This window comes from Longimicrobium sp. (genome assembly GCF_036399255.1).
Taxonomy (GTDB): domain Bacteria; phylum Gemmatimonadota; class Gemmatimonadetes; order Longimicrobiales; family Longimicrobiaceae; genus Longimicrobium.
On record NZ_DASWNM010000024.1, the window covers coordinates 33,510 to 56,835 of the forward strand.

15 protein-coding genes are annotated in these 23,326 nt (G+C 71.0%); 2 read left to right on the plus strand and 13 right to left on the minus strand.

Translation table 11 applies throughout. The features are described from left to right. Nucleotides 1-3: 3 nt before the first annotated feature. The 5 genes from VGC13_RS03750 to VGC13_RS03770 all read right to left on the minus strand — a co-directional run bounded on the left by VGC13_RS03750 (nt 4) and on the right by VGC13_RS03770 (nt 6,379). The gene (locus VGC13_RS03750; protein WP_331123866.1) at nt 4-663 is read right to left on the minus strand and encodes a glycoside hydrolase domain-containing protein; all 660 of its coding nucleotides are present in this window, start codon (nt 661-663) and stop codon (nt 4-6) included. Nucleotides 664-1,301: 638 nt separating this feature from the next. Beyond that, nucleotides 1,302-1,709 (minus strand): hypothetical protein, encoded by a 408-nt coding sequence (locus VGC13_RS03755; RefSeq protein WP_331123867.1) that lies wholly within the window; start codon nt 1,707-1,709, stop codon nt 1,302-1,304. Nucleotides 1,710-1,785: 76 nt separating this feature from the next. Further along, nucleotides 1,786-4,038 carry a sugar nucleotide-binding protein gene (locus VGC13_RS03760; RefSeq protein WP_349264179.1) on the minus strand — a complete coding sequence of 751 codons (2,253 nt, stop codon included), beginning with the start codon at nt 4,036-4,038 and terminating at the stop codon, nt 1,786-1,788. Beyond that, nucleotides 3,983-5,131: a UDP-galactopyranose mutase gene (glf, locus tag VGC13_RS03765; protein ID WP_331123869.1), complete on the minus strand. Its 1,149-nt coding sequence runs from the start codon at nt 5,129-5,131 to the stop codon at nt 3,983-3,985. Before glf ends, VGC13_RS03760 begins: the two co-directional genes overlap by 56 nt. Continuing rightward, the gene (locus tag VGC13_RS03770) at nt 5,132-6,379 is read right to left on the minus strand and encodes a glycosyltransferase family 1 protein (RefSeq protein WP_331123870.1); all 1,248 of its coding nucleotides are present in this window, start codon (nt 6,377-6,379) and stop codon (nt 5,132-5,134) included. It lies immediately after the preceding gene. A gap of 397 nt (nt 6,380-6,776) precedes the next feature. Between VGC13_RS03770 and VGC13_RS03775 the strand changes: the two genes are divergently transcribed. Both VGC13_RS03775 and VGC13_RS03780 read left to right on the plus strand, forming a co-directional pair. After that, nucleotides 6,777-7,487 carry a hypothetical protein gene (locus VGC13_RS03775; protein WP_331123871.1) on the plus strand — a complete coding sequence of 237 codons (711 nt, stop codon included), beginning with the start codon at nt 6,777-6,779 and terminating at the stop codon, nt 7,485-7,487. Between the two features lie 883 nt (nt 7,488-8,370). After that, nucleotides 8,371-11,031 (plus strand): DUF5916 domain-containing protein, encoded by a 2,661-nt coding sequence (locus tag VGC13_RS03780; protein WP_331123872.1) that lies wholly within the window; start codon nt 8,371-8,373, stop codon nt 11,029-11,031. Between the two features lie 506 nt (nt 11,032-11,537). Here the strand turns inward: VGC13_RS03780 and VGC13_RS03785 are convergent. The 8 genes from VGC13_RS03785 to VGC13_RS03820 form a co-directional block, all read right to left on the minus strand. Further along, on the minus strand, nt 11,538-12,617 hold the full coding sequence (locus VGC13_RS03785) for a serine/threonine-protein kinase (RefSeq protein ID WP_331123873.1): 1,080 nt from the start codon (nt 12,615-12,617) through the stop codon (nt 11,538-11,540). Nucleotides 12,618-12,929: 312 nt separating this feature from the next. Further along, the gene (locus VGC13_RS03790) at nt 12,930-14,162 is read right to left on the minus strand and encodes a GAF domain-containing sensor histidine kinase (protein WP_331123874.1); all 1,233 of its coding nucleotides are present in this window, start codon (nt 14,160-14,162) and stop codon (nt 12,930-12,932) included. Then, nucleotides 14,159-15,592 (minus strand): ATPase domain-containing protein, encoded by a 1,434-nt coding sequence (locus VGC13_RS03795; RefSeq protein ID WP_331123875.1) that lies wholly within the window; start codon nt 15,590-15,592, stop codon nt 14,159-14,161. Before VGC13_RS03795 ends, VGC13_RS03790 begins: the two co-directional genes overlap by 4 nt. Then, nucleotides 15,592-15,993: a response regulator gene (locus VGC13_RS03800; RefSeq protein ID WP_331123876.1), complete on the minus strand. Its 402-nt coding sequence runs from the start codon at nt 15,991-15,993 to the stop codon at nt 15,592-15,594. The genes VGC13_RS03795 and VGC13_RS03800 overlap by 1 nt, the downstream gene beginning before the upstream one ends. Nucleotides 15,994-16,713: 720 nt before the next feature. After that, a complete protein-coding gene (locus tag VGC13_RS03805) occupies nt 16,714-17,601 on the minus strand; it encodes a universal stress protein (RefSeq protein WP_331123877.1) in 888 nt (295 codons plus the stop codon). 64 nt (nt 17,602-17,665) lie between these two features. Beyond that, on the minus strand, nt 17,666-19,282 hold the full coding sequence (locus tag VGC13_RS03810; RefSeq protein ID WP_331123878.1) for an ATP-binding protein: 1,617 nt from the start codon (nt 19,280-19,282) through the stop codon (nt 17,666-17,668). Then, nucleotides 19,279-19,674 (minus strand): response regulator, encoded by a 396-nt coding sequence (locus VGC13_RS03815; protein ID WP_331123879.1) that lies wholly within the window; start codon nt 19,672-19,674, stop codon nt 19,279-19,281. The genes VGC13_RS03810 and VGC13_RS03815 overlap by 4 nt, the downstream gene beginning before the upstream one ends. Beyond that, nucleotides 19,671-23,231, minus strand: a complete 3,561-nt coding sequence (locus VGC13_RS03820) for a response regulator (protein WP_331123880.1) — start codon at nt 23,229-23,231, stop codon at nt 19,671-19,673. Before VGC13_RS03820 ends, VGC13_RS03815 begins: the two co-directional genes overlap by 4 nt. Between the last annotated feature and the right edge of the window lie 95 nt (nt 23,232-23,326).

The following is a 23,326-nucleotide window of genomic DNA, read 5'->3' on the forward strand; positions in this document are numbered from 1 at the left end:
CCGCTACTGCTTCAGCCAGAGCACCTGGCCGCCCTCGGCGTCCACGTGCGTGGTATCCACGTCGTACACGTCCGTATCCAGCGAGCCCACGCGGCCGGAACCGCTGGACTGCACCAGCTGGTAGCCGCGCGGGTGCGGCGTGGAGACGCCGTCCACGTTGTACGCCGCCCAGTAGTGGCTGAACGGCAGGTCGTACAGCTGCTGCCCGGTAAGCCCCGGCTGCCAGCCGATGTAGACACCCGGCACGTACCCGGCGCCGGCCACCTGCGCATACCAGTTGTGGCAGTACGCGCTCACGTCCGACTCGGACGCCTGCGTGCTCACGCTTTCCAGGTCCAGCCACACGTTCACCCCCGGCGGAAAGCCGATCTGCTGGCAGAACGTTGCCGCGTTGGCGCCGTATTCGGTGCCCAGGTCGCCCGTGGCCATCCACTCCCCGCCCAACACGTGCTGCACGGGCATCACCCCGAACCCCTTCGACAGCAGCATCTCCGCCTCCGCCGCCGTCAGGTCGTGCGAGGCCATCTGCGTGCGCCCCACGTAGCGCAGCGCGAAGCGGAACCCGGCATCCCAGAACGACTGCGCCTGGTCGGAGGTGATTACGGTGTTGGCATCGAAGCCCTTTACGCCCGCGGGTGCGGGCTGCGCGCTACCTGACAGCATGGGGACGGCTCCTGGTGAGGAGAGGGGGAGGGACGGAAGTGGTCCCACAGGGTAGCCCCCGGGAGGGGTCCCCGCAATCCAGAAGCACGATGGGCAGGCCGTCCGGGCGGCCCTGGATTGCCGATGGAAGGGGGATGATGCGGATCTCGCCGCGGGGAATGGATTCCCCTGGAGAGGGGATGATACGCGGCAAGGGCGAATGAATTCGCTGCAACAAACACATAAAGTCCGCCTTCGCGGGCTGTAGGGTCCGGGGTGTGCCTCGGGCCTCGTGCACGTGGCGGGGCTCGCCGCAAAACCGGAGGCGCGCACCACCGCCCGTCCCACCTCCACATCCGACAGTCCGCGAAGGCGGCCTTCGTGAACTCGCTGCAACAAACACATAAAGTCCGCCTTCGCGGGCTGTAGGACCCGGGGTGAGCCTTGGGCCTCGTGCACGTGGCGGGGCTCGCCGCGATACCGGAGGCGCGCACCGCGGCCCGCCCCACCTCCACATCCGCCAGTCCGCGAAGGCGGCCTTCGTGTAGTCGTTGCAGCGAATTCATTCGCCCTTGCAGGCCCTGCCGACATACATCAAGCGGCCCCGGTCCGGTGAGGGATCGGGGCCGCTCGTCATCTATCCCTCATCCGCCGCGGGCTCAGGGGGCGCGCTGGCCGGAGAGGGAGCCGCCGTCGCCGGCCAGGGCCCAGCTGCCGGTAAAGCTGTTGGCGGTGAACGTCATGTTGATGGACAGCGGCCCGTCCGGCGTGTTGCCCGTCACGATCATCTCCTGCCCCATCACCCGCACGCCGGTGATGGGGATGTCGGGGGTGATGCTGGTGCGGATGCGGCCGCTGTACGCGCCCTCCGTGCCCGTGACCTCCACGGCGCCGGTCACCTCGCCGCCGTTCACGGTCGTCCGGAAGTTGAAGACGCCCACGGGGTTCAGCGCGGCGGATGCGGCAGGCGCCGTGGTGGTCCCGGACGGCATGGGGTCCGCGGGCGGCGCGGCGGGGGTGCAGGCGGCGGCAAGCAGGGTCAGCGCGGCGGCAAGCGTTCGCTTCATGGACGGAACTCCGGGCATGGGGGGTACGACGGGATCGCGGAAGTCGGCATCCGTACGCGCCGTCAAGGTCGGGGTTTCAGCCGCCCGCCGCAATCATCCCGCGCGTTCGCCGCGGCCTCGCCCGCTCGCCGAACGACGGGTGCTCGCGCACGTAGCGGCCCAGCGCGTCGTCCAGCGGCGGCAGCGGCCACCCGCGCTCGCTCCCCAGCACGTTGTACAGCGGGCGCGGCGCCACCAGCCCCATCTCGTGCGTCGGCCGCGCCTGCAGCCGCCGCGCGTCCACCCCCGCCAGCGCCGCCGCCCGCCGGGCCAGCTCCGCCCAGGTCACCGCGCCCGGGCTGGCCAGGTGCCACAGGCCGCCCTCCCCGTCGATCAGCAGGTCAAGGCAGGCGTGCACCAGGTCCGGCACGTACGTGGGCGAAACCACGGCGTCGTCCGCGGCGGTGAACGCGCGCCCCTCCCGCAGCTCGCGCAGCGCCACCGTCACGAAGTTGTACGCGTCCCACGGGCCGAAGAACGCGCTGGTGCGGACGACGAGCGCGCCGGGATGGGCATGGAGCACCCGCGCCTCCGCCTCCGCCTTGCTGCGCCCGTACGCGTTGCGCGGCGCCACGGGGTCGCTTTCCACGTACGGCGCGCCCTTCGCTCCATCGAACACCAGGTCCGACGAAAACGTCAGCAGCGGCAGCCCTCGCGCGGCGCATTCGGCGGCCAGCAGGGCGGGGCCGTCCGCGTTCTCGCGCATGCAGCGGTCCGGCTCTGCCTCGGCCTCGTCCACGCGCACGTAGCCGGCGGCGTTCACCACCGCCCACGGGTGGATGCCGTCCAGCGCCGCCCGCACCGACGCCGCGTCGGCGATGTCCATCTCCCCGCGTGAAAGCAGGCGGTGCGCGATGCCGCGGGCGGCGCACAGGCGGGCGAACGCGCGCCCCAGCGTCCCCGTGGCGCCGGTGATGGCCAGCACGCGCGGCTCGCCGCGCACCCCCGCCGGGGGACGTGCGCGCCCGGACGGCGGATACGCCAGCCGCTCCGGCCGGTGCCACCAGCCGGGCCCGTCCAGCACCGGGTGCGCCTCCCCCTCCCCCGTCGCCAGCCGGCGCGCCATCGCCGCCAGCGCGGTGGGACGAGGCGCAGGCGCGCGAAGGTCGAAGGGGCCGGGCTCGTAGTACCCGGCCTCGCGGGTGAGCAGCGAGTTCCAGTCGAAGGTGCCCAGCAGCGCCCACACCGTCACCGCCCGCACGTCCACGCCGCGCCCGGACAGCGACCGCGCCGCGTCCCACACCTCCGCCAGCCAGCGCAGCTGCTCTTCGCGGGTGGAGTCCAGGTGCACCTCCGTCACCGCCAGCGGCAGGCCGTAGCGGCGCCACGCCTCCGCCAGCAGCGCGCGCGGCCCCGCCAGCCCGCCGCGGCGCACGTACACCGCCTCCACGTCGGCGTAGCGCTGGTACGCGTTGCCGCCCCGCTGGCGCGGCAGGTAGCGGCGCACCCGCGTATCCAGAAAGCGCTCGCTGGTCAGGTAGTGGTTGATGCCGATGACGTCCGGCGGCATCGGGTTCTCGCGAAAGAACGCCAGCTCGCGCGCGTCCGCCCCCCAGCGCAGCAGGTCCGGCCAGAGCGGATGATGGTCATCCACCCGCCCGCACAGCAGGTCCCAGGTCAGCCAGCGGCGCTCGTTCTCGAAGCGCGCCTGGTAGGCCAGGCTGCGCGTGGCGTGCGTCTTTCCCAAGTCCTCCGTCTGCACCAGCCGCGCGCCGGGATTGACCTCGCGGATGGCGCGCATCGACAGGACGGTGGCGCGCAGCTGCTCCAGCAGCAGGCGGAGGAAGGTGGGCTCGTCGCGGCCGTGCGGATGCCACAGGCCGTACAGGCCCGTGAAGCGCGCGGTGGTCAGCGGCTCGTTGACCGGCGTGTAGTCGCGCACGTGCGGATAGCGCCGCGCGAAGGCGCCCGCGTACGCCGCCAGCCCCTCGGCAAAGCGCCCGCTCTCCAGCGACGCGCCCGCGGGCCCGCTGCCGTGGTGCACCAGCCCCGCGACCGGCGCCATCCCCAGCGCGTCCAGCCGCTCCATCCGCGCGTCGGCCCAGCGCCAGTCCGCCCGCTCCGGCCCGTCCGGGGCGATCCGCTCCCAGAGAAAGGGATAGCGGAGGGTGCGGATCCCCAGCGTGGCGAAGCGGTCCAGGTCGCCGATGCGCTCCGCGTGGCCGCCGCGGTCCAGCTGGTCCAGCCAGCGGTCGCCGACGCGGTTGCGGGTGCACTCCACGCCGGCCCACAGCTCAGGTGGCCGCAAGCTCCGCGTCCGGGACCCGGCTGCGCCCGTTGGATCTGGCATTCTTGCGGCCCATGATTTTTTTGTACGTCGTCAGCGCCTGCGCCACCACCTGGTCCATGTTGTAGTAGCGGTACGTCGCCAGGCGCCCCACGAACCACACCCCCTCCGTCTCCTCCGCCAGCTCCCTGTACTGCCGGTAGATCTCCGCGTTCTCCGGCCGGGGGACGGGGTAGTACGGATCGCCTTCGTCGCAGGGGTGCTCGTAGACGATGCTCGTCTTGGGATGCTCCTGCCCCGTGAGGTACTTGAACTCGGTGATGCGCGTGTACGGGTGCTCGTTGGGATAGTTGACCACCGGCGCGGGCTGAAACACCTCGCGCCCCACCGTCTGGTGCTCGAAGCGCAGCGAGCGGTACGGCAGCTTTCCGTAGCGAAAGCCGAAGTACTCGTCGATCGGCCCCGTGAACACCACCTCGCGGTAGGGAATCAGCCCCTCCACCTCGCGGTAGTCGGTGTTCAGCATCACCTTGATGTTGGGGTGCGACAGCAGGTTCTGGAACATCCGCGTGTAGCCGTGCAGCGGCATCGCCTGGTACGTGTCGGTAAAGTACCGGTCGTCGCGGCTGGTGCGCGCCGGCACCCGCGCCGCCACCGCCGCGTCCAGCCGCGAGGGGTCCATCCCCCACTGCTTTTGCGTGTAGCTGCGAAAGAACTTTTCGTACAGCTCGCGCCCCACCTTGCTCACCACCACGTCCTCGCTGGTGCGGATCTCGTCGCGCGGCTCGGCCACGGAGCGAAAGAAGTCTTCCGCCTGCATGGACGTAAGCGACAGCCCGTACAGCTGGTTGATGGTGTCGAGGTTGATGGGGATGGGCAGCAGCATGCCGTCCACGCTGGCGCGCACCCGGTGCTCGTACGGGCGCCAGGGGGTAAAGCGGCCCAGGTAGTCCCACACCTCGCGCGAGTTGGTGTGAAAGATGTGCGGGCCGTACCGGTGCACCAGGATGCCGTCGTCGTTGTACTCGTCGTACGCGTTGCCGGCGATGTGCGGGCGCTTGTCCACCACCAGCACCTTCTTGCCCGCGTCCGCCGCCAGCCGCTCCGCCAGCACGCTCCCCGCGAACCCGGCCCCCACGATCAGGTAGTCGAACATTCAGTCCCCCGCCGAGGCGGCCATTCCACCGCGCTCCGTAGCGCGCTCCATCTCCATCCCGCGCTCCGCCGCGCGCTCCGTCTCCATCTCCCGCGCCGGCTCCGCGAGCCGCCCATCCGCCGCGCCGTCGATCAGCGCGTCCATGGCCGCCCAGGTGCTTTCCCACGACGCCCGCCCCAGCCGCGCGTCCACCCGCGGCAGCCACGCGTCGCGCCCTTCGTCCGCCAGCGCCTCCTCGATCGCCCCCACCCACTCCTCCACGGTGGAGGCGATGCGCACCAGCCCGTCCTCTCCCCAGGTGCGCACCACGTCGCGCACGGGCGACGAGACGGTGCGCTTGCCGGCGGCCAGGTACTCCGGCGTCTTGGTGGGGCTGATGAAGCGCGTGGACTCGTTCATGGCGAAGAACAGCGCCGCCACGTCCCACCCCGCCAGGTAGCGCGGAAGCTCGTCGTAGGATTTTGGCCCCAGGTAGTGCAGATTGGGACCGTGGGGCAGGTCGGCCAGCTCCACCTTGGCCGTGGGGCCCACCAGCACCAGGTGCCAGTCCGGCCGCGCCGCCGCGATCCCCCGCACCAGCTCCGCGTCGAACCGCTCGTCCAGCACGCCGAAGAACCCGATGCGCGGGTGCGGGATCTCCGCCTGGTCCGCCGGGTCCGGCTGCGGCGCGCGGGCGGCGGCGAAGTGCGGAACGTCGATGCTGCTGGGGAACAGGTGCACGCTGGCGTGCCGGTCCCGCCGCGCCTCGTACAGGCTCTGGCCGCCGGTGAACACCAGGTCCGCGCGCCGCATGAGCTCCGCCTCGAGCGCCAGCAGCTGCGGGGGGGCGAAGCGAAAGGCGGAAAGCTCGTCCATGCAGTCGAAGACGGTGGCCAGCGGGTCCAGGTGCCCGGCCCATCCCAGCGCCATCGGCGTGTAGAACCACGCCACGAAGCGGCCGATCCCCTCGTCCTCCATCCACCCGTCCAGCAGCCGGCGCTGCACCGCCTCGGCTTGGGCCCCGTCCATGTGCGGCAGGTGGGGAACGATGACGGTCACCGCCTCCGCCCCGCGGTTGATCTCCAGCGACGGCTCGGCGGCGCCGAACACCGGCTCTTCCCAGTAAAAGACGCGGCGGTCGCGGGCAAAGCGGCTCATCAGGTGCTGCGGACGCTGGTAGACGAAGTTCCAGCGCAGGTGCGAAAAACACAGCAGATCGGGCGTCCGCGCGCGGCCGGAGCCGCCGGCGCGGAGGGAGGAATCAGGCATGATGCGGCGTGTTCGAGAAAGAGAACCGGCGGCGGCATTTCACACGGAATGGCCCATGGAATGCGCCCTGGTGGCAAGCCTTGTTGTCGCAAAGCACGTGCCCGGAAGAAATCAGAATGCACGCGCCACAAGGGCTTGCGCAGTGAGAGTGCACGAAGAGCACATCCGCTGGCGTATTGGGAATGATACGTGACGAATTCCCGGTCCACGGGCCAGGTTTTCACGGGAAGCCGGACGCGTGGATCCGCCGGGGAGCACCGCGCGAGCCGCCGCCGCGACTACAGAAGTTCCGGCATTCCGGTTGCGGGACCGGGCCGGCGGGCGGCGTGGAACCCATGGGCGGGGCGGGCTGGTAGTACGATGTGAGGAACCACACCCGATTCGCGGAGAAGCGCAGATGATCAAGCCAAACGTGAGGGCGTCGTTCGGCCGGCGCGAGGCGGAGATGCTGCTGGCGCTGGTGGGGCCGGGGGGCGAGGAGCGGCTGCGGGAGCAGGGGCTGGACGCGCTGCTGGACGAGCCGGCGGTGCTGCGGGCGCTGGTGCGTGGCCCCGGCATCAGCACGGCGCCGGCGCCGCTGGTGTTCTACGTGATGGTGCGCCACGCGCTCATGCAGCGCGAGATCCACGACCGGCAGCTGGCCGACTACACCGCCGCCGTGCTGCTGGACTTTGCCCTGGCGGGCCGGGCGCACCGGGTGGACGGGGGGCAGGGCGAGCCGTTCTTCTACATGGCCGACATCCTGGCCGAGCTGGAGCGCGCCCGCGGCGAGCGCGAGTTTTTGCTGCGCGTGCACCTGGGCAACTTTGCCCTCTGGCTGGGCGGCGTGTTTCCCGACCACATCACCCACCGCGTGCAGCGCCGCGGCGCGCCGCCGCTTTCGTACTACGACGAGCTGGGGGCCGCCGGGTACCGCATGGCCGCCGGCAGCGACCTGGCCCTGCGCCACGGCCTTGGCGACCTGTTCATCCGCGCCGCCGACCGCTTCCAGGACGTGCGCGGCGCCCTGAACTCGCTCTCCGACACCCTCTTCTTCCCCGCCTCGCCCGACGCGGTCGAGCGCCTGCTGCGCCAGGTGAGCGACGACTTCCGCCGCCACTACCCGTAAGCGGGGCAATGGCGAATGAATTCGCTGCAGCAACCACACGAAGGCTGCCTTCGCGGACTGGAGGCCGTGGAGCGGGGGCGAGTGCCTGCGACGTAGCGGGTTGAGGGGAAGCCGCCCGCTGGTGGCTCGTCGAAGCGGGATCGAATTCTCCCCTTTCTCCCGCTCCGCGTGGGAAAGGGGCCGGGGGAGAGGGGGGCCTGTCGGACGTCAGCTCGATCCCGTTCGTCGAGCCTGGGACCCATCCCCACCCCCAACCTCCCCCAGCAGTTTTGGGGGAGGTGGGCGAGTCATGCGAGCCCGGAGGGGGCGCCCCGCCGCCGCCCCCACGCCAACCGGAGCGCGATCGAATTCTCCCCTCTCCGTGAGGAACGAACGGGGAGGGGCCGGGGGAGAGGGGGCTCCGTCGGGCGCCAGCGTGATCCCGTCGTCGAGCCTGGGACCCATCCCCACCCCCCAACCTCCCCCAGCAGTTTTGGGGGAGGTGGGCGAGTCATGCGAGCCCGGAGGGGGCGCCCGCCGACGCCCCCAAGCCAACCGGAGCACGATCGAATTCTCCCCTCTCCGTGAGGAACGAACGGGGAGGGGCCGGGGGAGGGGCCCCTTTCTGTACGCACCGCGTCGCGAAGAGAACGGCTTCGGGCGCGTCCACGCCGCCCTTCATCTGCGGCGTCCTCCCGTCGCAGCCGTCTGCGTTCCGGGAATGGCGCGTTCTTCACCTTGTCCAACGCGCCGTTCTGGATGATATTTGGGCGCAAGATACGATGCGCACGGTGCGTGGAGACGCGTGCCGTGCCTTTTGTCCGTCGGCAGCACCCCGCCGCGGTCCCCTGCCCGCGCGGCGGCCACTCCCCTTCGCCTTTTCTCTCTGGAACGCAGTCTTCCCATGCGTTACGCAGCTTTTGCCTGTCTGCTCGCCGCCGTCCCCGCCGCGCTCGCGGCGCAGGGCACGCCCGCGGCCCCCCCGTCCGCCGCCGACCCGCACGGCGGCGCCGTGCTGGGGGCCGTGCGCGCCACCGGCCCGGTGCGCGTGGACGGCCGCCTGGACGACGCCGCGTGGAGCGCCGCCACCCCGGCCACCAGCTTTACCCAGCTGGACCCCGCCGAGGGCCAGCCCGTCAGCGAGCGCACCGAGGTGCGCGTGCTGTACGACGACGAGGCGCTGTACGTGGGCGTGCGGCTGCACGACACCGGCGCGGTGACCACGCGCCTGGGCCGCCGCGACATGAGCATGGAGGCCTCGGACTGGCTCACCGTCATCCTGGACAGCTACCACGACCACCGCACCGCCTTCGGGTTCGAGCTCAACCCCTCGGGCGTGCGGCGCGACCAGACCCGCTCCGAAGAAACGGGCGAGGACGACTCGTGGGACCCGGTGTGGACGGGCGAGACCAGCGTCGACAGCGGCGGGTGGACGGCCGAGATGCGCATTCCCTTCAGCCAGATCCGCTTCAACACGGCCGCGCAGCAGACGTGGGGGATCCAGGTGGAGCGCCAGATCGCCCGCAAGGGCGAGTTCTCGGTGTTCGCCTTTACCCCGCGCAGCCAGCCGGGCGGCATTCCCCGCTTTGGCCACCTGACGGGGCTCACGGACGTGCGCACGGGCAAGCGGCTCGAGGTGCTGCCGTACACGCTGATGAAGGCCGAGCACGTGGAGCGGGGCGACAACCCCTTCCGCGACGACCGCGAGTACACCCCCGACTTTGGCGCCGACCTCAAGTACCGGCTCACGTCGGACCTTACGCTGGACGCCACCATCAACCCCGACTTCGGGCAGGTGGAGGTGGACCCGGCCGAGGTGAACCTGAGCACCATCGAGACCCGGTTCCAGGAGCGCCGCCCCTTCTTCGTGGAGGGCGCCGACATCTTCAACTTCGGCACGGGGGGCGGCAACAGCGCCTTCTACTCGCGCCGCATCGGGCGCGCGCCGCAGGTGCCGGCCAACTACTCGGTCGCCGACGTGCCGGTGGAGACGCGCATCCTGGGCGCCGCCAAGGTGTCGGGGCGCACCCGGAGCGGCTGGTCGGTGGGGCTGCTGAACGCCGTGACCGGGCGTGAGGAGGCGCGCTTCCTGGACGTGGGCACCGAGGGCGACTCGCTGCGCGGGCGGCAGACGGTGGAGCCGCTGAGCAACTACTTCGTGGGCCGCGTGCGGCGCGACCTGCGCCAGGGGCAGACGGTGGTGGGCGGGATGTTCACCGCCGTGAACCGCAACCTGGACGACGACCTGCTGCGCAGCCGGCTGCACAGCTCCGCGTACAACGGCGGCATGGACTTTCGCCACCAGTGGAAGAACCGCCTGTGGCAGCTGCGCGGCTTCGTCTCGGGGAGCCACATCCAGGGCGACCGGCGGGCCATCGCCCGCACGCAGCTGCTGCAGTCGTACCACTACTTCCAGCGCCCCGACCAGGACGAGGTGCGCTTCGACAGCACGCGCACCTCGCTCACCGGCGCGTCGACCGAGGTCCAGCTTTCGTACCGTCCCGGCCGCAACTGGCGCCCGGCGCTGCTGGTGGGCACCACCACCCCCGGGTACGACGTGAACGACATGGGCTTTCAGTACCGCGCCAACCGCGCGGACCTGCAGGGCACCCTGGCGTACGTCGAGAACCGGCCGGGCAGGACGTTCCGCAACTACCAGCTGGACGGCTACGCCCGCAACGAGTGGAACTACGACGGCGAGCACATCTACAACAACTACCAGCTGCACGGCTACGGGCAGTTCCTGAACTTCTGGTTCGCCGAGTTCACGGCGGGCACCACGCTTCCCGGCACGGTGGACGACAAGCTGACCCGGGGCGGCCCCCTGGCGCGCCGGCCGGGCTCCTGGCGCGTGATGGGCGCGGTGGGCTCGGACGACCGCAAGGCGGTGATGGGCTTCTTCCAGACCCAGTACACCAACGACGACGAGGGGGGATCGGACCTCGTGATGGTGGCGCAGCTGCAGCTGAAGCCCTCGCCCCGCTGGAACCTGTCGCTCACCCCCATCTACCAGCGCACGCACGTCGCCGCGCAGTACATCACGTCGCGCGCCGACGCGGCGGCGGTGAACACCTTCGGGCGGCGCTACGTGCTGTCGGAGCTGGACCAGGCCACGCTGGCGCTGGAGACGCGCCTGAACGTGACGTTCACCACCGACCTGTCGCTGCAGGTGTACGCGCAGCCCTTCCTGGCCAGCGCCGACTACGGCACCCCGTCCGAGCTGGCGCGGCCGCGCACGTACGACTTCGGCGTGTACGGCCAGGACGTGGGCGACCTGGAAGATGCGGACGGCGGCTACTTCGTCTATCCGCAGGGCTCGGGCGAGGGGCAGCCGCGCTTCTTCGTCCCCAACCTGGACTTCAACCTGCGCAGCCTGCGGGGCAACGCCGTGCTGCGCTGGGAGTGGCGGCCGGGAAGCACGCTGTACCTGGCCTGGCAGCAGGAGCGCAGCGACTTTGCGCCGTACGTGGGCGACTTCCAGATGGGCCGCGACCGCCGCGCCCTGTTCGCCGCCCAGCCCGACAACGTGCTGGTGCTGAAGGTGAGCTACTGGCTGAACCCCTGAAGAGTGCGGGAGTGCGTGAGTGCGTGAGTGCGTGAGTTGATCCGGCGCGCTTCCGGATGATCCACACCGGGGGGATGGACTGAAACGCGCACCGTGGCCGAGGCCGCGGTGCGCGTTTGCGTTTGCTTTTGCAGGGGCTGCAGAGGCTGCCGAGGGGCTGCAAGGGCGAATGAATTCGCTGCAACAACCACACGAAGGCCGCCTTCGCGGACTGGAAGGTGTGGCGCGGCGGAAGGATCGTCCACGTCGCCGGGTTCGGTGCTCGCCTCCGCCGGCCTGGCGCCTCGGACCTTCCCGTGCGAGCAGGCGAAGCCCCGTTCGGCGAGCGTAGCGAGCCGAGACGGGGCTTCTGGCCTTTCTAGCCGCGGGTTTCAACCCGCGTGCTATGGCGGGCGCGCTCCACCGTCTCCGAAGACGACGCCACCGTGCTGCGGGGTTCGATCTCCCGCGCCCCGCGTGCTGTTTCAACCCGCGTGCTGACGGGGCCGGATCCGCCCCCGCCCCCCCTACCGCGACTCCGTGTCGGCCCGGCGCTCGACGGGGGCGTTCTCGGGCCACATGCGGTGGCGGCCCTTGAGCATGGGGGCCAGCGCGGCCAGCATCCCCGACACCGTCTGGTACCGCTCGCCCGGGTCGGGGTGCAGCGCGCGCATGATCACCGACTCCAGATCCTTCGGCAGCCCCGACACGTGCGACCGGGGCGAGAACGGCGGGTGCTTGATCTGGGGATAGCGCTTCTCCAGCTCCGCCAGCGTCAGGTCGCGGTCCGCCGCGGCCGTGCGCTCCACCACGCGCGCCGCCGGCAGGTCGTCGTCCTCGTCATCCCAGTCGTTCCACTCGTCCTCGTCCTCCTCGACCGGCTCCTCGTTGGGCCAGCGCCCCGTCACCAGCTCGTACAGCAGCGCGCCCAGCCCGTACACGTCCGTAGCGGCCGTCAGCGGCTCCTTGAGCACCTGCTCGGGGGCCATGTACGGCGCCGTCCCCAGGCGGTCGGCGGGGCGGCGGATGGGCTCGATCTCGCGCACCACGTCGAAGTCCAGCAGCACCGGCACCCCTTCGCGCAGGTGGATGTTGCCGGGCTTGAGGTCGCGGTACAGGTAGCCGCAGCGGTGCAGGTAGTGGATGGCCGCGCCCACGTGCATGATGGCGCGGATGGCGTCGGGCGTGTGCAGACGGCGCTTGGGCAGCCCCTCCAGCACGTCGAACAGCGAGGGGCCGGCCAGGTACTCCATCAGGATGTACGGCCGCCCCTCTTCTTCCTTGCTGCCGAACAGGCGCACGATGTTGGGGTGGCGCAGCTTCTCGAGGACCTCGGCCTCGCGGCGAAACGCCACGGGCACCACGCCGTTGGTGTAGTGCTCGGGGAGCAGCACCTTGCCGGTGAGCGCGCACCAGTGGCGGTTGCTCCACACCTGGTACAGCTCCGACATGCGCCCGCACGCCAGGTGGCCGATGATGGTGAGCTCGCCCAGGCGGTCGCCCACCTTGAGCGAGAACTTTTCGCGCGGGCGCGCGGGATCGTGCGTCCACCTGCGCGCCGCAGCCAGCCCCTGGTAGCGTGCCCGCGCGACTGCCGCTGGTGCCATTGGAAGGTCTTGTAACGAGTTGCGGAACAGGATCGCGTCCCGCCGGCCTGCTGGGGGAATTTCCCGGTTCCGCCTACGCAACGCCCGTACCCCGGACGATTTTTCCCGCCGTCCGCAAAAAGATTGGCCTCACGCATGAGGCGCGGAGACGCGTAGAGGAACAGGGGAGTCGTTCTCCTTGCGCCTCCGCGTTTGTGCGTGAGGCCAGGTCCTGAAAAAGAATGAACGTACAGAGGAACAGAGTCAGACAGAGGAGCCACGATGATGTTTCCCTCTGTCTACTCTGTTCCCCTGTACTCCATCTTTTTGTGTTCAGCCGCTGGAAGGCGCGGGGCCGGCCGGGTACAGCAGCGGCAGGCGGATGATGAACGTGGCGCCGGCGCCGGGCTCGCTCTCCAGGTCCAGCTCGCCGCCCATCTCCTGCACCAGCGCGCGCGAGATCGCCAGCCCCAGCCCCACCCCCGGCGCGTGCGCCGTCCCCTCGCTGCGGTAGTACGGCTGAAAGATCGCCGCCCGCTCGTCCGCGGCGATCCCGGGGCCGCTGTCGGCCACGCGGATCTCGCCCCAGCGCCGGCCGCCGCGCTCGGTGACGGCCGTGGTGACGCTCACGGATCCGTCCTGCGACGTGAACTTGACCGCGTTGCCGATCAGGTTCACCAGGATCTGCCGCACCCGCGCGTGGTCGGCCGTCACCGTGGCGTCGGCCATGCGGCCCAGCTGCAGCGTCTGCAGCTTGGCGTCGGCGGCGGGGATCAGCATGTGCACCGCCTCGCGCGCCACCTCCTCCAGGCTCACCGGCTCGGCGCTCACCTGCACCACGCCCGCGTTCAGCCGCGCCATGTCCATCACGTTGTCCAGCAGCGACAGCAGGTGCCGCCCGCTCATCCGCACCCGCCCCAGCGTTTCGCGCTGCCGGTCGTTCACCGGGCCGTAGATCTCTTCCTCGAGCAGCTCGCAGTAGCCCTGGATGGCGCCCAGCGGCGTGCGGATGTCGTGCGCCAGGGTGGCCAGGGCGCGGTCCTTGGCGCTGGTGGCCCCCTCGCTGGCGCGCAGCCGGTCCTCCATCTCCAGCCGCACCTCGCCCCCCAGCCGCGCGTTCTCGAGCGCCACCGCCGCCTGGTCGGCCAGCGCCGAGAGCAGCGTCTCGTCCGCGCCGGTGGAGGCCCGCCGCGTGGCCACGGCCACCAGCCCCGTCACCGCGCCCCCCACCACCAGCGGCACCGCCACGAAGCAGTCGTCCGGCACCCCCAGCAGCCCCTGCAGCCGCCCGAACACCTCGTCGCTCAGCGGCGCGCGAAAGCGGGCCACCAGCGCGTCGTCCACCCCGTGGGCGGCGCGCACGTGCAGCAGCCCCTCGCCGTCGGCCAGCATCAGCACCGCGGCGGCGGCGCCCAGCAGCTCGGCGCCGCGCTCCACCGTCAGCCGCGTCACCTGCTCCAGCGACGTGGTGTAGGTGAGCGCGCGGCTGATCTCCGTAAGCCGGCGCAGCTGCGCCAGCGCGGGGTGGCCGGTGTCGAACGGCGTCCCGTCGGCCGCGGCCGTCATTCCAGGATGCCCAGCCCGGCCGAGGTGATCTCGACCTCGCGCACCCGGGTGTCGTGGGCGCTGCCGCGCGTCTTGAGCACGCGCAGCTTGCGGCGCGTCCGGTCTTCGCCGTCCACCGTCAGCAGCAGCACGTTGTCGGACAGGTAGCTCATGGCGTTCTGCATGCCGCCCCCGGCCAGCACGTTGCCCGTGGTCTCGAAGTTCAGCATGCTGGTGATGGTGCTGACCGCAAAGTGCTGCACCAGCGCGTACAGGTAGTCGTGCAGCCGCTGCGGGTCGGTGGCGGCGCTGGCCAGGTCGCCCACCGCGTCGATCACCAGCCGCCGCACCCCCCGCTGCTGAATGCGGCGAAACATGTCGACGATGATGCTGTCGATCTGCAGCTCCACCGGCGAGGCGTAGACCAGGTCCAGCCCCTGCGCCTGCGCCTCTTCCAGGTTTACCCCCAGCCCGCGGATGGTGCGCATGAGCTGCGTGGGGTTTTCCTGGAAGTTCATGTACAGGCTGGGCTCCCCCTGCCGCGCCCCCTCCAGCGCGAACTGCAGCCCGATCGTCGTCTTTCCCGCGCCCGCGGGCCCGGCGAGCAGCGTCGTGGTCCCGCGCCACAGGCCGCCGTCCAGCATCTCGTCCAGCCCCGCTACGCCGGTGGAGATGCGCTCGCTGGCCGGCTCGTACCCCTCGGGCATCTGCGGGCTCACCAGCCGGGGGTAGATGTCGAGCCCCGAGTCGGTGATGCGAAAGGCGTGCGCCCCCTCGAGGTAGCGGCTGCCGCGCAGCTTGTAGACGCGAAAGTAGCGCTCGTCGCGGTTGCCCAGCCGGCGCCGCGAAAGCTCCACGATGCCGTCGGCCACGGCGAACTCGGGGTACAGCAGGATGTCGTCCTCGGTGTACTCGCCCAGCAGAAAGGCCGTGGTGCCGTACGCGGTGAGCAGCGCCGTCATCTCGTACACCATCCTGCGCCGCTCGGCCGTGGTGGGCGCCAGGTCGTGCACCGCCTTGAACGAGTCGATGACGATGACCCTGGGCGAAAGCGTGCGGATGGCCTCGCGCAGCAGGGGGATGAGCGCCGAGGCGCCCTCCTGGGCCAGCTGCGGCCCCACGTCCTCGTAGATCACCTGCGTTCCCAGCTTCTCCTCGTCGAAGAAGGTGAAGCCCTGCAGGTAGCGGACGACCTTGGCCAGCGGCTCGGACAGGGTGGTGAAGTACAGGATGGGACGGTCTTCGGCCGCGTTGTGAAAGATCAGCTGCTCGGCGAAGATGGTTTTTCCCGAGCCGGGGTGGCCCATGATGATGTTGATGCTGTTGGCCGGAAACCCGCCGCCCAGGATGTAGTCGGCCTCGGGGTTCCCGGCGCACATGCGCTCCACCCCGTCGGGTTCCGGGTCCCGGGGCTCCGTGCGGCGGTCGGGAACGATGATGGCAAGCGGCATTACTCCTCCAATCGGGCGGCGGGGGGCGGCGCGAGCAGGTCCTGCACCGCGCCCACGAAGACCGTTTCAACCAGGGGTTTGCGCAGGAACGCGCTTGCGCCCGCCTCGGCGGCGCGCGCCGCGGCGGACAGGATGCTGAAGACGATGACGGGGACCTCGCGCGTGGCGGGCTCCTCGCGCAGCCGGCGGCACAGCGCCAGCCCGTCCAGCCTGGGAATCAGGATCTCGGTGACGACCAGCGCGGGCGGCGCTTCGAGGGCGCGCTCCAGCGCGGCCTGGCCGTCGTCCGCGAACTCCACGGCAAAGCCGGCCCGGTCCAGAAAGAACTGCTGCAGTGCGCGGACGTTCTGGTCGCGCTCGGCGATCAGGACCACGCGGTTTTCAGGATGCGTGCCCTGCATCCCACCTCCTCCGGGCGTGAACGGTGCGCGGTCGGCTCGGACGAGCGGAAGAGCGCAGAACGGGAAACGCGGGTGTACAGGGACCCCCGCGATGCAACATGCGAACCCTCCCCGGCACGCGACGAGGGTCGCGGCCGCCCGCGCACGGCGGCCCCGCCGCGGCGAAGGTCCGGCGAAGGACGCGCGCCGGGCGGCACGCGCCACTCCCGGTGGAGCGCCACGGCGGCGCTCCGGGCGCGGGGGCGGCATCCGCGGGTGCCGCCCCACCCTCTCCCCCGCGATCGAATTCCCCTGAGAGTGTGTTTAAGAATCCCCTGCGCTCGCCCCCGTCTGTCATTTCGAAGGAGGCGCCACACCGTACCATCGGCTCGCACGAAATCCGGCGCGCCGACTGAGAAATCTACTGTCTGCTGCTGGTGCCCCGTCGCACCGCTCCGGCACTGGCCCTGTCCGCCCCTGTCGTAGCCGCGAATCAAGCACGGGCTACCGCGTCTGCCCTCCAGCAATCCGAGAGTAGATTCCTCGGCCCTGCAACCGCTGGTGTGAAAGCAGGCTACGGCGTGGCCGGGCCTCGGAATGACAGCGCCCGTAGAGATTTGCCTGGAGGTGCAGCGTCGGAATTTTAAAACACACTCTGAGGCGCCGCTCCGCGGCCTGCCCGCACGACGGACGCTGTCGCGGAATCGCGGACCTCGCCGGCGGAGCCGGGGGCCGGCTCCGCTACGCCGGGCCGGGCACCTCCGGTGGAATCACCAGCACGCTGCAGGCGGCGTCGCGCACCACCGCTTCGGCCACGCTTCCCAGCAGCGCCCGCGCCGCGCCGCCGCGGCCGTGCGTTCCCACCACCACCAGGTCCGCCGGCCACTCGGCCGCCTCGGCCACCGCCTCGCGGGCGGGAACGCCGGTGCGCACCCGCGGCTCCACCCGCGCGCCGGGCGGGAGCGCCGCGACGAAGGCGTCCAGCCGCTCGCGCGCCGCGCCGGCCAGCCGTTCGTGCACGCCGGGAATGGGCAGCTCCAGCTCCAGCGCCACCACCACCAGCACGCGCGCGTCCACGGCCTGGCCGGGCGCCAGCGCCTCCAGCACCCCCAGCCCCCGCCGCACCGTGTCGGCCGCGTGCTCCGAGGCCAGGTCCACGCAGAACAGCACCCGCGGCGCGGGCGGAAGCTGGCTGCGCAGCACCAGGACGGGAATGCGGGTGCCGTGCAGCACCCGCTGCGCCGTGGTCCCCAGCAGCGCCGCCCCCGCGCGCCCGCGGCGCGTGGGCCCCACCACCAGCAGGCAGCCGGGATCGCCGGCGGCGGTGCCCAGCACCGTGGGCGCGGTGCCCCCGGCGGCCCGGCAGTGCACCTCGCCGTGCCCGGCCAGGCTCCCCACCTGCCCCTCGAGCCGCGCCTGCAGCCCCTCGCCGTAGTGACGCAGCGGGTCGCCGGGAAGGACGGAGGTGTGCAGGTAGTTGTCCACGAAGGGGTCGGACAGGTCGAACGCGTGCACCAGCTCCAGCGGAAGCCCCACCCGCCCGGCCAGCGCGGCGGCCAGGGGGATCAGCGGGTCCATCTCGCGTAGCGAGCCGACCCCCGCCACCAGCTTCTGTATGTGTACGGTCATTCACAAATCCGGCGTTACGGGACGCGCGCGGCCGCTGGGACCCCGCGCAGGATGATCGGCGGCCCTACTCGCAGCGCGGCAGGCGCACGGTGAAGGTGGTGCCGCGCTCCTGCGACGAATCCACCGCGATGCTGCCCTGGTGCGCGTGCACGATGCGGTCGGCGATGTACAATCCCAATCCCAGGTTTCCCGTGGGGCCGGTCGCCGTGGGGCTTCCCGGCTCGCGCGGCTTCATGGGGTTGAAGATCCCGTTCAAGCGCTCGCCGGGGATGGCGGGGCCGCGGTTGTGCACGGCGATGGTGATCTCTTCGTCGCCGCCGCCCACGGTGACGGTGACCTCGGCCCCCTCGTCGCCGTGCTCCAGCGCGTTGCTCACCAGGTTGGTGAGCGCCTGGGCAATGCGGGCCGCGTCCCACTCGCCCCGCTCGTCGCCGCGCGCGTCGATGCGGATGGTGCGCTCGGGGTGCAGCGCCATCAGCTCGTCCACCATGTCGTGCACCACCTTGCCCATGCTCATGTCCTGGCGGACGATGGGGATGCCCCCGCCCAGGCGGCTGCGGGTAAAGTCCAGCAGGTCGCCCACCATGTGCACCATGCGCGTGGCGCTGCCGGCGATGCGCTGCGTAAGCGTTAGGTGCGGCTCCGCCAGCTCGCCCGTATCGAGCATGAAGCGCGCGGAGGTGAACACCACCCCCAGCGGGGTGCGCAGGTCGTGCCCCAGGATGGCCAGGAACATCTCCTTGGAGTTGTCCAGCTCCTCGGTATAGCGCGACACGGACTCGGCCAGCGACTGGTCGATGGCCTCGTTGAACCGCGTCAGGTCCTCCACGTCGCCGGGGGTCAGCGCGCCCTGCGCCCGCGTCCACAGGCGAATCACGCTGGCGCGCAGGGCACGGTACTCCGAGACCATCTGCTCCATGGTAAAGCCGCTCTCGGCCCGCCCCGCGCCGTGCTCCTCGGCCGCCGTGGGCTCGGCGGAGGCGTCGGCCGCGGGCGCGAGGCCCTTGGACTTTTCCGCCTGTGCGCTTCCGCCCTGGGCCGTCCGGAGGTCCGCGGCGATCACCGTCAGCATCTCGTTGGCGTGGTCGCGCAGCGCCGTGATGTCCATGGGCGCGCTGGCCGGCGTGCAGGTGCGCGCGAACGCCTCCCACTCCGCCAGGATGGGCTCGCGGTTCCGCACGATGAACTCCGCCAGCCGCACCGCCTTGACCGTGCCGGACGGCGCCGGGGACGCGCCGGGCGCCGGAGTGTCGTCGCCGGACGGCGTGTCCGACGGCTTCGCATCGGGCGCGTCCGACGAAGCGGCCGACGCGTCGGACGACGCGGCGGACGACGCGGCGGAATCGTCGGACGGCGAGGATGCGGAAGCGTCCGGCGGCGATGCGGGCGTGTCGGACGGGGCGCCGGACGGGGCGGCGGAGTCTTCCGGCGACGCTTCGGCGGCGCCCGCGCGCGGGGCGTGGACGCCGGTGAAGTTTTCCTCCAGCAGCGACAGGATGCGGTACCCCGCGGCGCTCACCTTCTGCAGGTCGGGGACGAGGGCGTGGCCCTCGGCCGCCTGGGCCTGCTCCACCAGCATCTCGGTGTAGCCGATGATCTGCCCCAGCGGCGTGCGCAGGTCGTGCAGCAGCCCCGCGGGAACGGGAAGCCGGGGCGCGTCGCCGGACGTCGTGCCGGTCATGGGGGCGACTCCGCCGCGGCGCCGCCGGCCCCGGCCAGCAGCGCCTCGATCTTCCCCAGCAGCCGCGGCAGGTCGATGGGCTTGGTGTCGTAGTCGTCGCAGCCGGCTTCCAGCGCCTTGGCCCGGTCGCTGGACATGGCGTGCGCCGTAAGGGCGATGACGGGCACGTGGCGCGTTGCGTCCGCCGCCTTCAGCCGGCGCGTGGCCTCCCAGCCGTCCAGCACGGGAAGGCTCATGTCCATCAGCACCACGTCGGGCGCCTCGGACAGGGTCATCTCCACCCCCTGCTGCCCGTCCACGGCCAGCACCACCCGGTAGCCCTTGCGCTCCAGCCGCCGCGACAGCATGTCGCGGTTCATCTCGTTGTCTTCTACCAGCAGGATCTTGGTCATGACGTCACCGGAACGGCCGCGGAGCGAAAGTCCGCGCGCCGTTCCTCCCTTCTCACGGTCATGGTGCGGGGGGCGCCGTAGTCGCCCAGCAGGTCGCGCACCTGGTTCAGCAGCGCCTCGGGCGAGTCGCCGGCCTTCTGCAGGATGGTCTCCACGTAGCCGTTCAGCCGCCGGCGCTCGGCGCCGGTCAGCTCCTGCGACGTCACCACCACGATGGGGATGGAGCGCCACTCGGGGTGGCGGCGCACCTGGTCGGCGAACTCGTAGCCGTCCATCACGGGCATCACCAGGTCCAGCAGGATCAGGACCGGGCGCTCGCGCTCCAGGCACTCCAGCGCCTCCTGCCCGTTGGCGGCCTCGGCGACCTTCCACCCTTCCTTTTCAAGGATGATGCGCGAGCGGGCGCGGGCCGCGTCGTCGTCGTCCACCACCAGCACCGGGCAGGGGGGGCTGCCGCAGGTGTACTTCTTCAGCATCCGCGACAGGCGCCCGCGGTTCACCGGCTTGGTGGCGTACTCGGCCGCGCCCAGGGTAATGCCGCGGGCCGGGTCGTCCACCATGGTCACCATGATGACGGGGATGTCGCGCAGCGCGGGATCCGCCTTCAGCGCCGCCAGCACCGTCCAGCCGTCCATTCCCGGCATCATCACGTCCAGGGTGATGGCGGCCGGCTGCACCTGCCGGGCCAGGCACAGCCCCTCTTCGCCCCCCGCGGCGGCCAGCACGTAGAACCCCTCGCGCCCCAGGAAGCGCTGCATCAGGTCGCGCTGCACCGGGTCGTCGTCGATCACCAGCACGTAGCTGGTGCCGGGCGCCACCGGCCCCGTCCCGTCCCCGCACTCGACCGTGGGAAGGATCCCCGCGCCGTCCATCCCCGTGCTCTCGGGGCGGATCTCGTGGACGCGGGCGGGAAGCTTGATGGTGAACACGCTTCCCTCGCCCGGCGTGCTGTGCACCGTCACGTCGCCGCCCATCATCTGGCAGAAGCGGCGGGTAAGCGCCAGCCCCAGCCCCGTGCCGCCGAACTTGCGCGTGGTGCTGGCGTCGGCCTGGGTAAAGTCCTGGAACAGCTTCACCAGCTGCTCGGCGCTCAGCCCGATCCCCGTGTCGGCCACGCGAAAGACGATCCACTCGCGCCCGTCCATCCGCTCGCGCCCCGCGTCCACCGTGACGGTGCCGTCGTGGGTGAACTTGGCCGCGTTCGAAAGCAGGTTGAACAATCCCTGGCGCACCTTGGTCTGGTCGGCGTGCATGGTGCCCAGGTCCGGCGCCACCACCACCCGCAGCGTGTTGGCGTTGGTCTGCACCAGCGGCTGGATGGTGGAGGCCACCTCGTCGATCATTCCCGCCAGGTCGAAGCTTTCCAGGAACAGCTCCATCTTGCCGGCCTCGATCTTGGACAGGTCCAGGATGTCGTTGATGAGCGCCAGCAGGTGCTTGCCCGCCGAGCCGATCTTGTCCAGGTCGGCGCCGAACTCGTCCAGCCCCCGCTCGTCGGCCTCCTCGTGCAGCATCTCGCTGTAGCCCAGGATGGCGTTGAGCGGCGTGCGCAGCTCGTGGCTCATGTTGGCCAGGAACAGGCTCTTGGTGCGGTTGGCGTTCTCGGCCGCCTCGCGCGCCTTGGCCACCTCCTCCTCGGCCCGCCGGCGCTCCGTCACGTCTTCCAGCCCCAGCACCAGCAGCTCGCCGTGGTGCCCCGCCTGCAGCTTGCGGGCGTTCAGCAGCATCACCCGCCGGCCGATGGAGGGAAAGTCGTGCTCCAGCGCGAAGTCGTTGAAGACCGATTCGGCGGGGATGATGTCTTCCAGAAGCGTGCGCAGGGCGGGAATGTCCCACTGCCCGTTGCCCAGCCGGTAGATGAGCCGGTTTTCCGTTTCTTCGGCGCTGACCTGGAAGGTCTGGTAGAAGGCGCGGTTGCCGCTGCGCACGCGCAGGTCGGGGTCCAGGATCAGCAGCGGCTTGCGCACCGTGTCGACGATGTCCTGGGCGTAGGTCTCGATGGCCTTGACCTCGGCCTCGGCGCGGCGGCGCTCGGTCACGTCCTCCATGGCCAGCACCAGCAGCTCGCCGTGGTGCCCCGCCTGCAGCTTGCGGGCGTTCAGCAGCATGATGCGCTGCCCCAGGACGGGAAAGTCGTGCTCCAGCTCGAAGTCGTTGAACACGCTGCTGGTGCGCATCACCTCGTCCAGCAGGGTGCGCAGGGCGGGAATGTCCCACTGCCCGTTCCCCAGCTGGTAGATCAGCCGGTTCTCCGTCTCCTCGCACGTCACCCCGAAGGTGGCGTAGAAGGCGCCGTTGGCGCTGCGCACGCGCAGGTCGGGGTCCAGGATCAGCAGCGGCTCGCGCACCGTGTCGACCACGTCCTGCGCATAGGTCTCGATCTCCTTGACCTCGGCCTCGGCGCGGCGGCGCTCGGTGACGTCCTCCATCGCCAGCACCAGCAGCTCGGCGTGGCTTCCGGCCAGCAGCTTGCGCGCGTTCAGCAGCATCACCCGCCGCCCGATGGCGGGAAAGTCGTGCTCCAGCTCGAAGTCGCTGAACGCCGAGCTGGCGGGGATGATGTCCTCCAGCAGGGTGCGCAGGGCGGGAATGTCCCACTGGCCGTTCCCCAGCTGGTAGATGAGCCGGTTCTCGGTTTCGCCGGCGGAGACGCGGAAGGTCTGGTAGAAGGCGCGGTTGGCGCTGCGCACGCGCAGGTCGGGGTCCAGGATCAGCAGCGGCTCGCGCACCGTGTCGACCACGTCCTGGGCGTACGTCTCGATGGCCTTGAGCTCCGCCTCGGCCAGCCGCCGCTCGGTGACGTCCTCCATCGCGAGGACGAGCAGCTCGGCGTGGCTCCCCGCGCGCAGCTTGCGGGCGTTCAGCAGCATCACCCGGCGCCCGATGATGGGAAAGGTGTGCTCGAGCTCGAAGTCGTTGAAGACGCTGCTGGTGCGCATCACCTCGTCCAGCAGCCGGCGCAGGGCGGGAATGTCCCACTGCCCGTTGCCCAGCTCGTAGATCAGCCGGTCTTCGGTCTCGCCGGCGGAGACGCGGAAGGTCTGGTAGAAGGCGCGGTTGGCGTCGTGCACGCGCAGGTCGGGGTCCAGGATCAGCAGCGGCTCGCGCACCGTTTCCACGATGTCCTGCGCGTACGTCTCGACCGCCTTGAGCTCCGCCTCGGCCGCGCGCCGCTCGGTCACGTCCTCCATGGCCAGCACCAGCAGCTCGGCGTGGCTGCCGCCGCGCAGCCGGCGGGCGTTCAGCAGCATCACCCGGCGCCCGATGCTGGGAAAGGTGTGCTCCAGCTCGAAGTCGTTGAACACGCTGCTGGCGGGGATGATGTCTTCCAGCAGCGTCCGCAGGGCGGGGATGTCCCACTGCCCGTTGCCCAGCTCGTAGATCAGCCGGTTCTCCGTCTCGTCGGCCGAGACGCGGAAGGTCTGGTAGAAGGCGCGGTTGGCGCTGCGCACGCGCAGGTCGGGGTCCAGGATCAGCAGGGGCTCGCGCACCGTCTCGACGATGTCCTGCGCGTACGTCTCGACGTCCTGGACCTTCTTGGGCTTGCGCTTCAGCATCGGACCGGCCTTCCCCTCGCGTGTACGCGGGCAGCCGCACGCGGAAGGGTTCCCGCGGCCTGCCCTCGTCCTCTTTCCTCCCCGTCCTCTTCCTC

What these genes read in the sequence shown, in the direction of transcription:
- VGC13_RS03790 (WP_331123874.1), bottom strand. Translation starts at nt 14,162, where the DNA reads ATGACGGCCGCGGCCGACGGGACGCCGTTCGACACCGGCCACCCCGCG.
- VGC13_RS03800 (WP_331123876.1), bottom strand. Translation starts at nt 15,993, where the DNA reads ATGCAGGGCACGCATCCTGAAAACCGCGTGGTCCTGATCGCCGAGCGC.
- VGC13_RS03780 (WP_331123872.1), top strand. Translation starts at nt 8,371, where the DNA reads ATGCGTTACGCAGCTTTTGCCTGTCTGCTCGCCGCCGTCCCCGCCGCG.
- VGC13_RS03750 (WP_331123866.1), bottom strand. Translation starts at nt 663, where the DNA reads ATGCTGTCAGGTAGCGCGCAGCCCGCACCCGCGGGCGTAAAGGGCTTC.
- VGC13_RS03815 (WP_331123879.1), bottom strand. Translation starts at nt 19,674, where the DNA reads ATGACCAAGATCCTGCTGGTAGAAGACAACGAGATGAACCGCGACATG.
- VGC13_RS03810 (WP_331123878.1), bottom strand. Translation starts at nt 19,282, where the DNA reads ATGACCGGCACGACGTCCGGCGACGCGCCCCGGCTTCCCGTTCCCGCG.
- VGC13_RS03760 (WP_349264179.1), bottom strand. Translation starts at nt 4,038, where the DNA reads ATGCCAGATCCAACGGGCGCAGCCGGGTCCCGGACGCGGAGCTTGCGG.
- VGC13_RS03805 (WP_331123877.1), bottom strand. Translation starts at nt 17,601, where the DNA reads ATGACCGTACACATACAGAAGCTGGTGGCGGGGGTCGGCTCGCTACGC.
- VGC13_RS03820 (WP_331123880.1), bottom strand. Translation starts at nt 23,231, where the DNA reads ATGCTGAAGCGCAAGCCCAAGAAGGTCCAGGACGTCGAGACGTACGCG.
- glf (WP_331123869.1), bottom strand. Translation starts at nt 5,131, where the DNA reads ATGTTCGACTACCTGATCGTGGGGGCCGGGTTCGCGGGGAGCGTGCTG.
- VGC13_RS03755 (WP_331123867.1), bottom strand. Translation starts at nt 1,709, where the DNA reads ATGAAGCGAACGCTTGCCGCCGCGCTGACCCTGCTTGCCGCCGCCTGC.
- VGC13_RS03770 (WP_331123870.1), bottom strand. Translation starts at nt 6,379, where the DNA reads ATGCCTGATTCCTCCCTCCGCGCCGGCGGCTCCGGCCGCGCGCGGACG.
- VGC13_RS03795 (WP_331123875.1), bottom strand. Translation starts at nt 15,592, where the DNA reads ATGCCGCTTGCCATCATCGTTCCCGACCGCCGCACGGAGCCCCGGGAC.
- VGC13_RS03775 (WP_331123871.1), top strand. Translation starts at nt 6,777, where the DNA reads ATGATCAAGCCAAACGTGAGGGCGTCGTTCGGCCGGCGCGAGGCGGAG.
- VGC13_RS03785 (WP_331123873.1), bottom strand. Translation starts at nt 12,617, where the DNA reads ATGGCACCAGCGGCAGTCGCGCGGGCACGCTACCAGGGGCTGGCTGCG.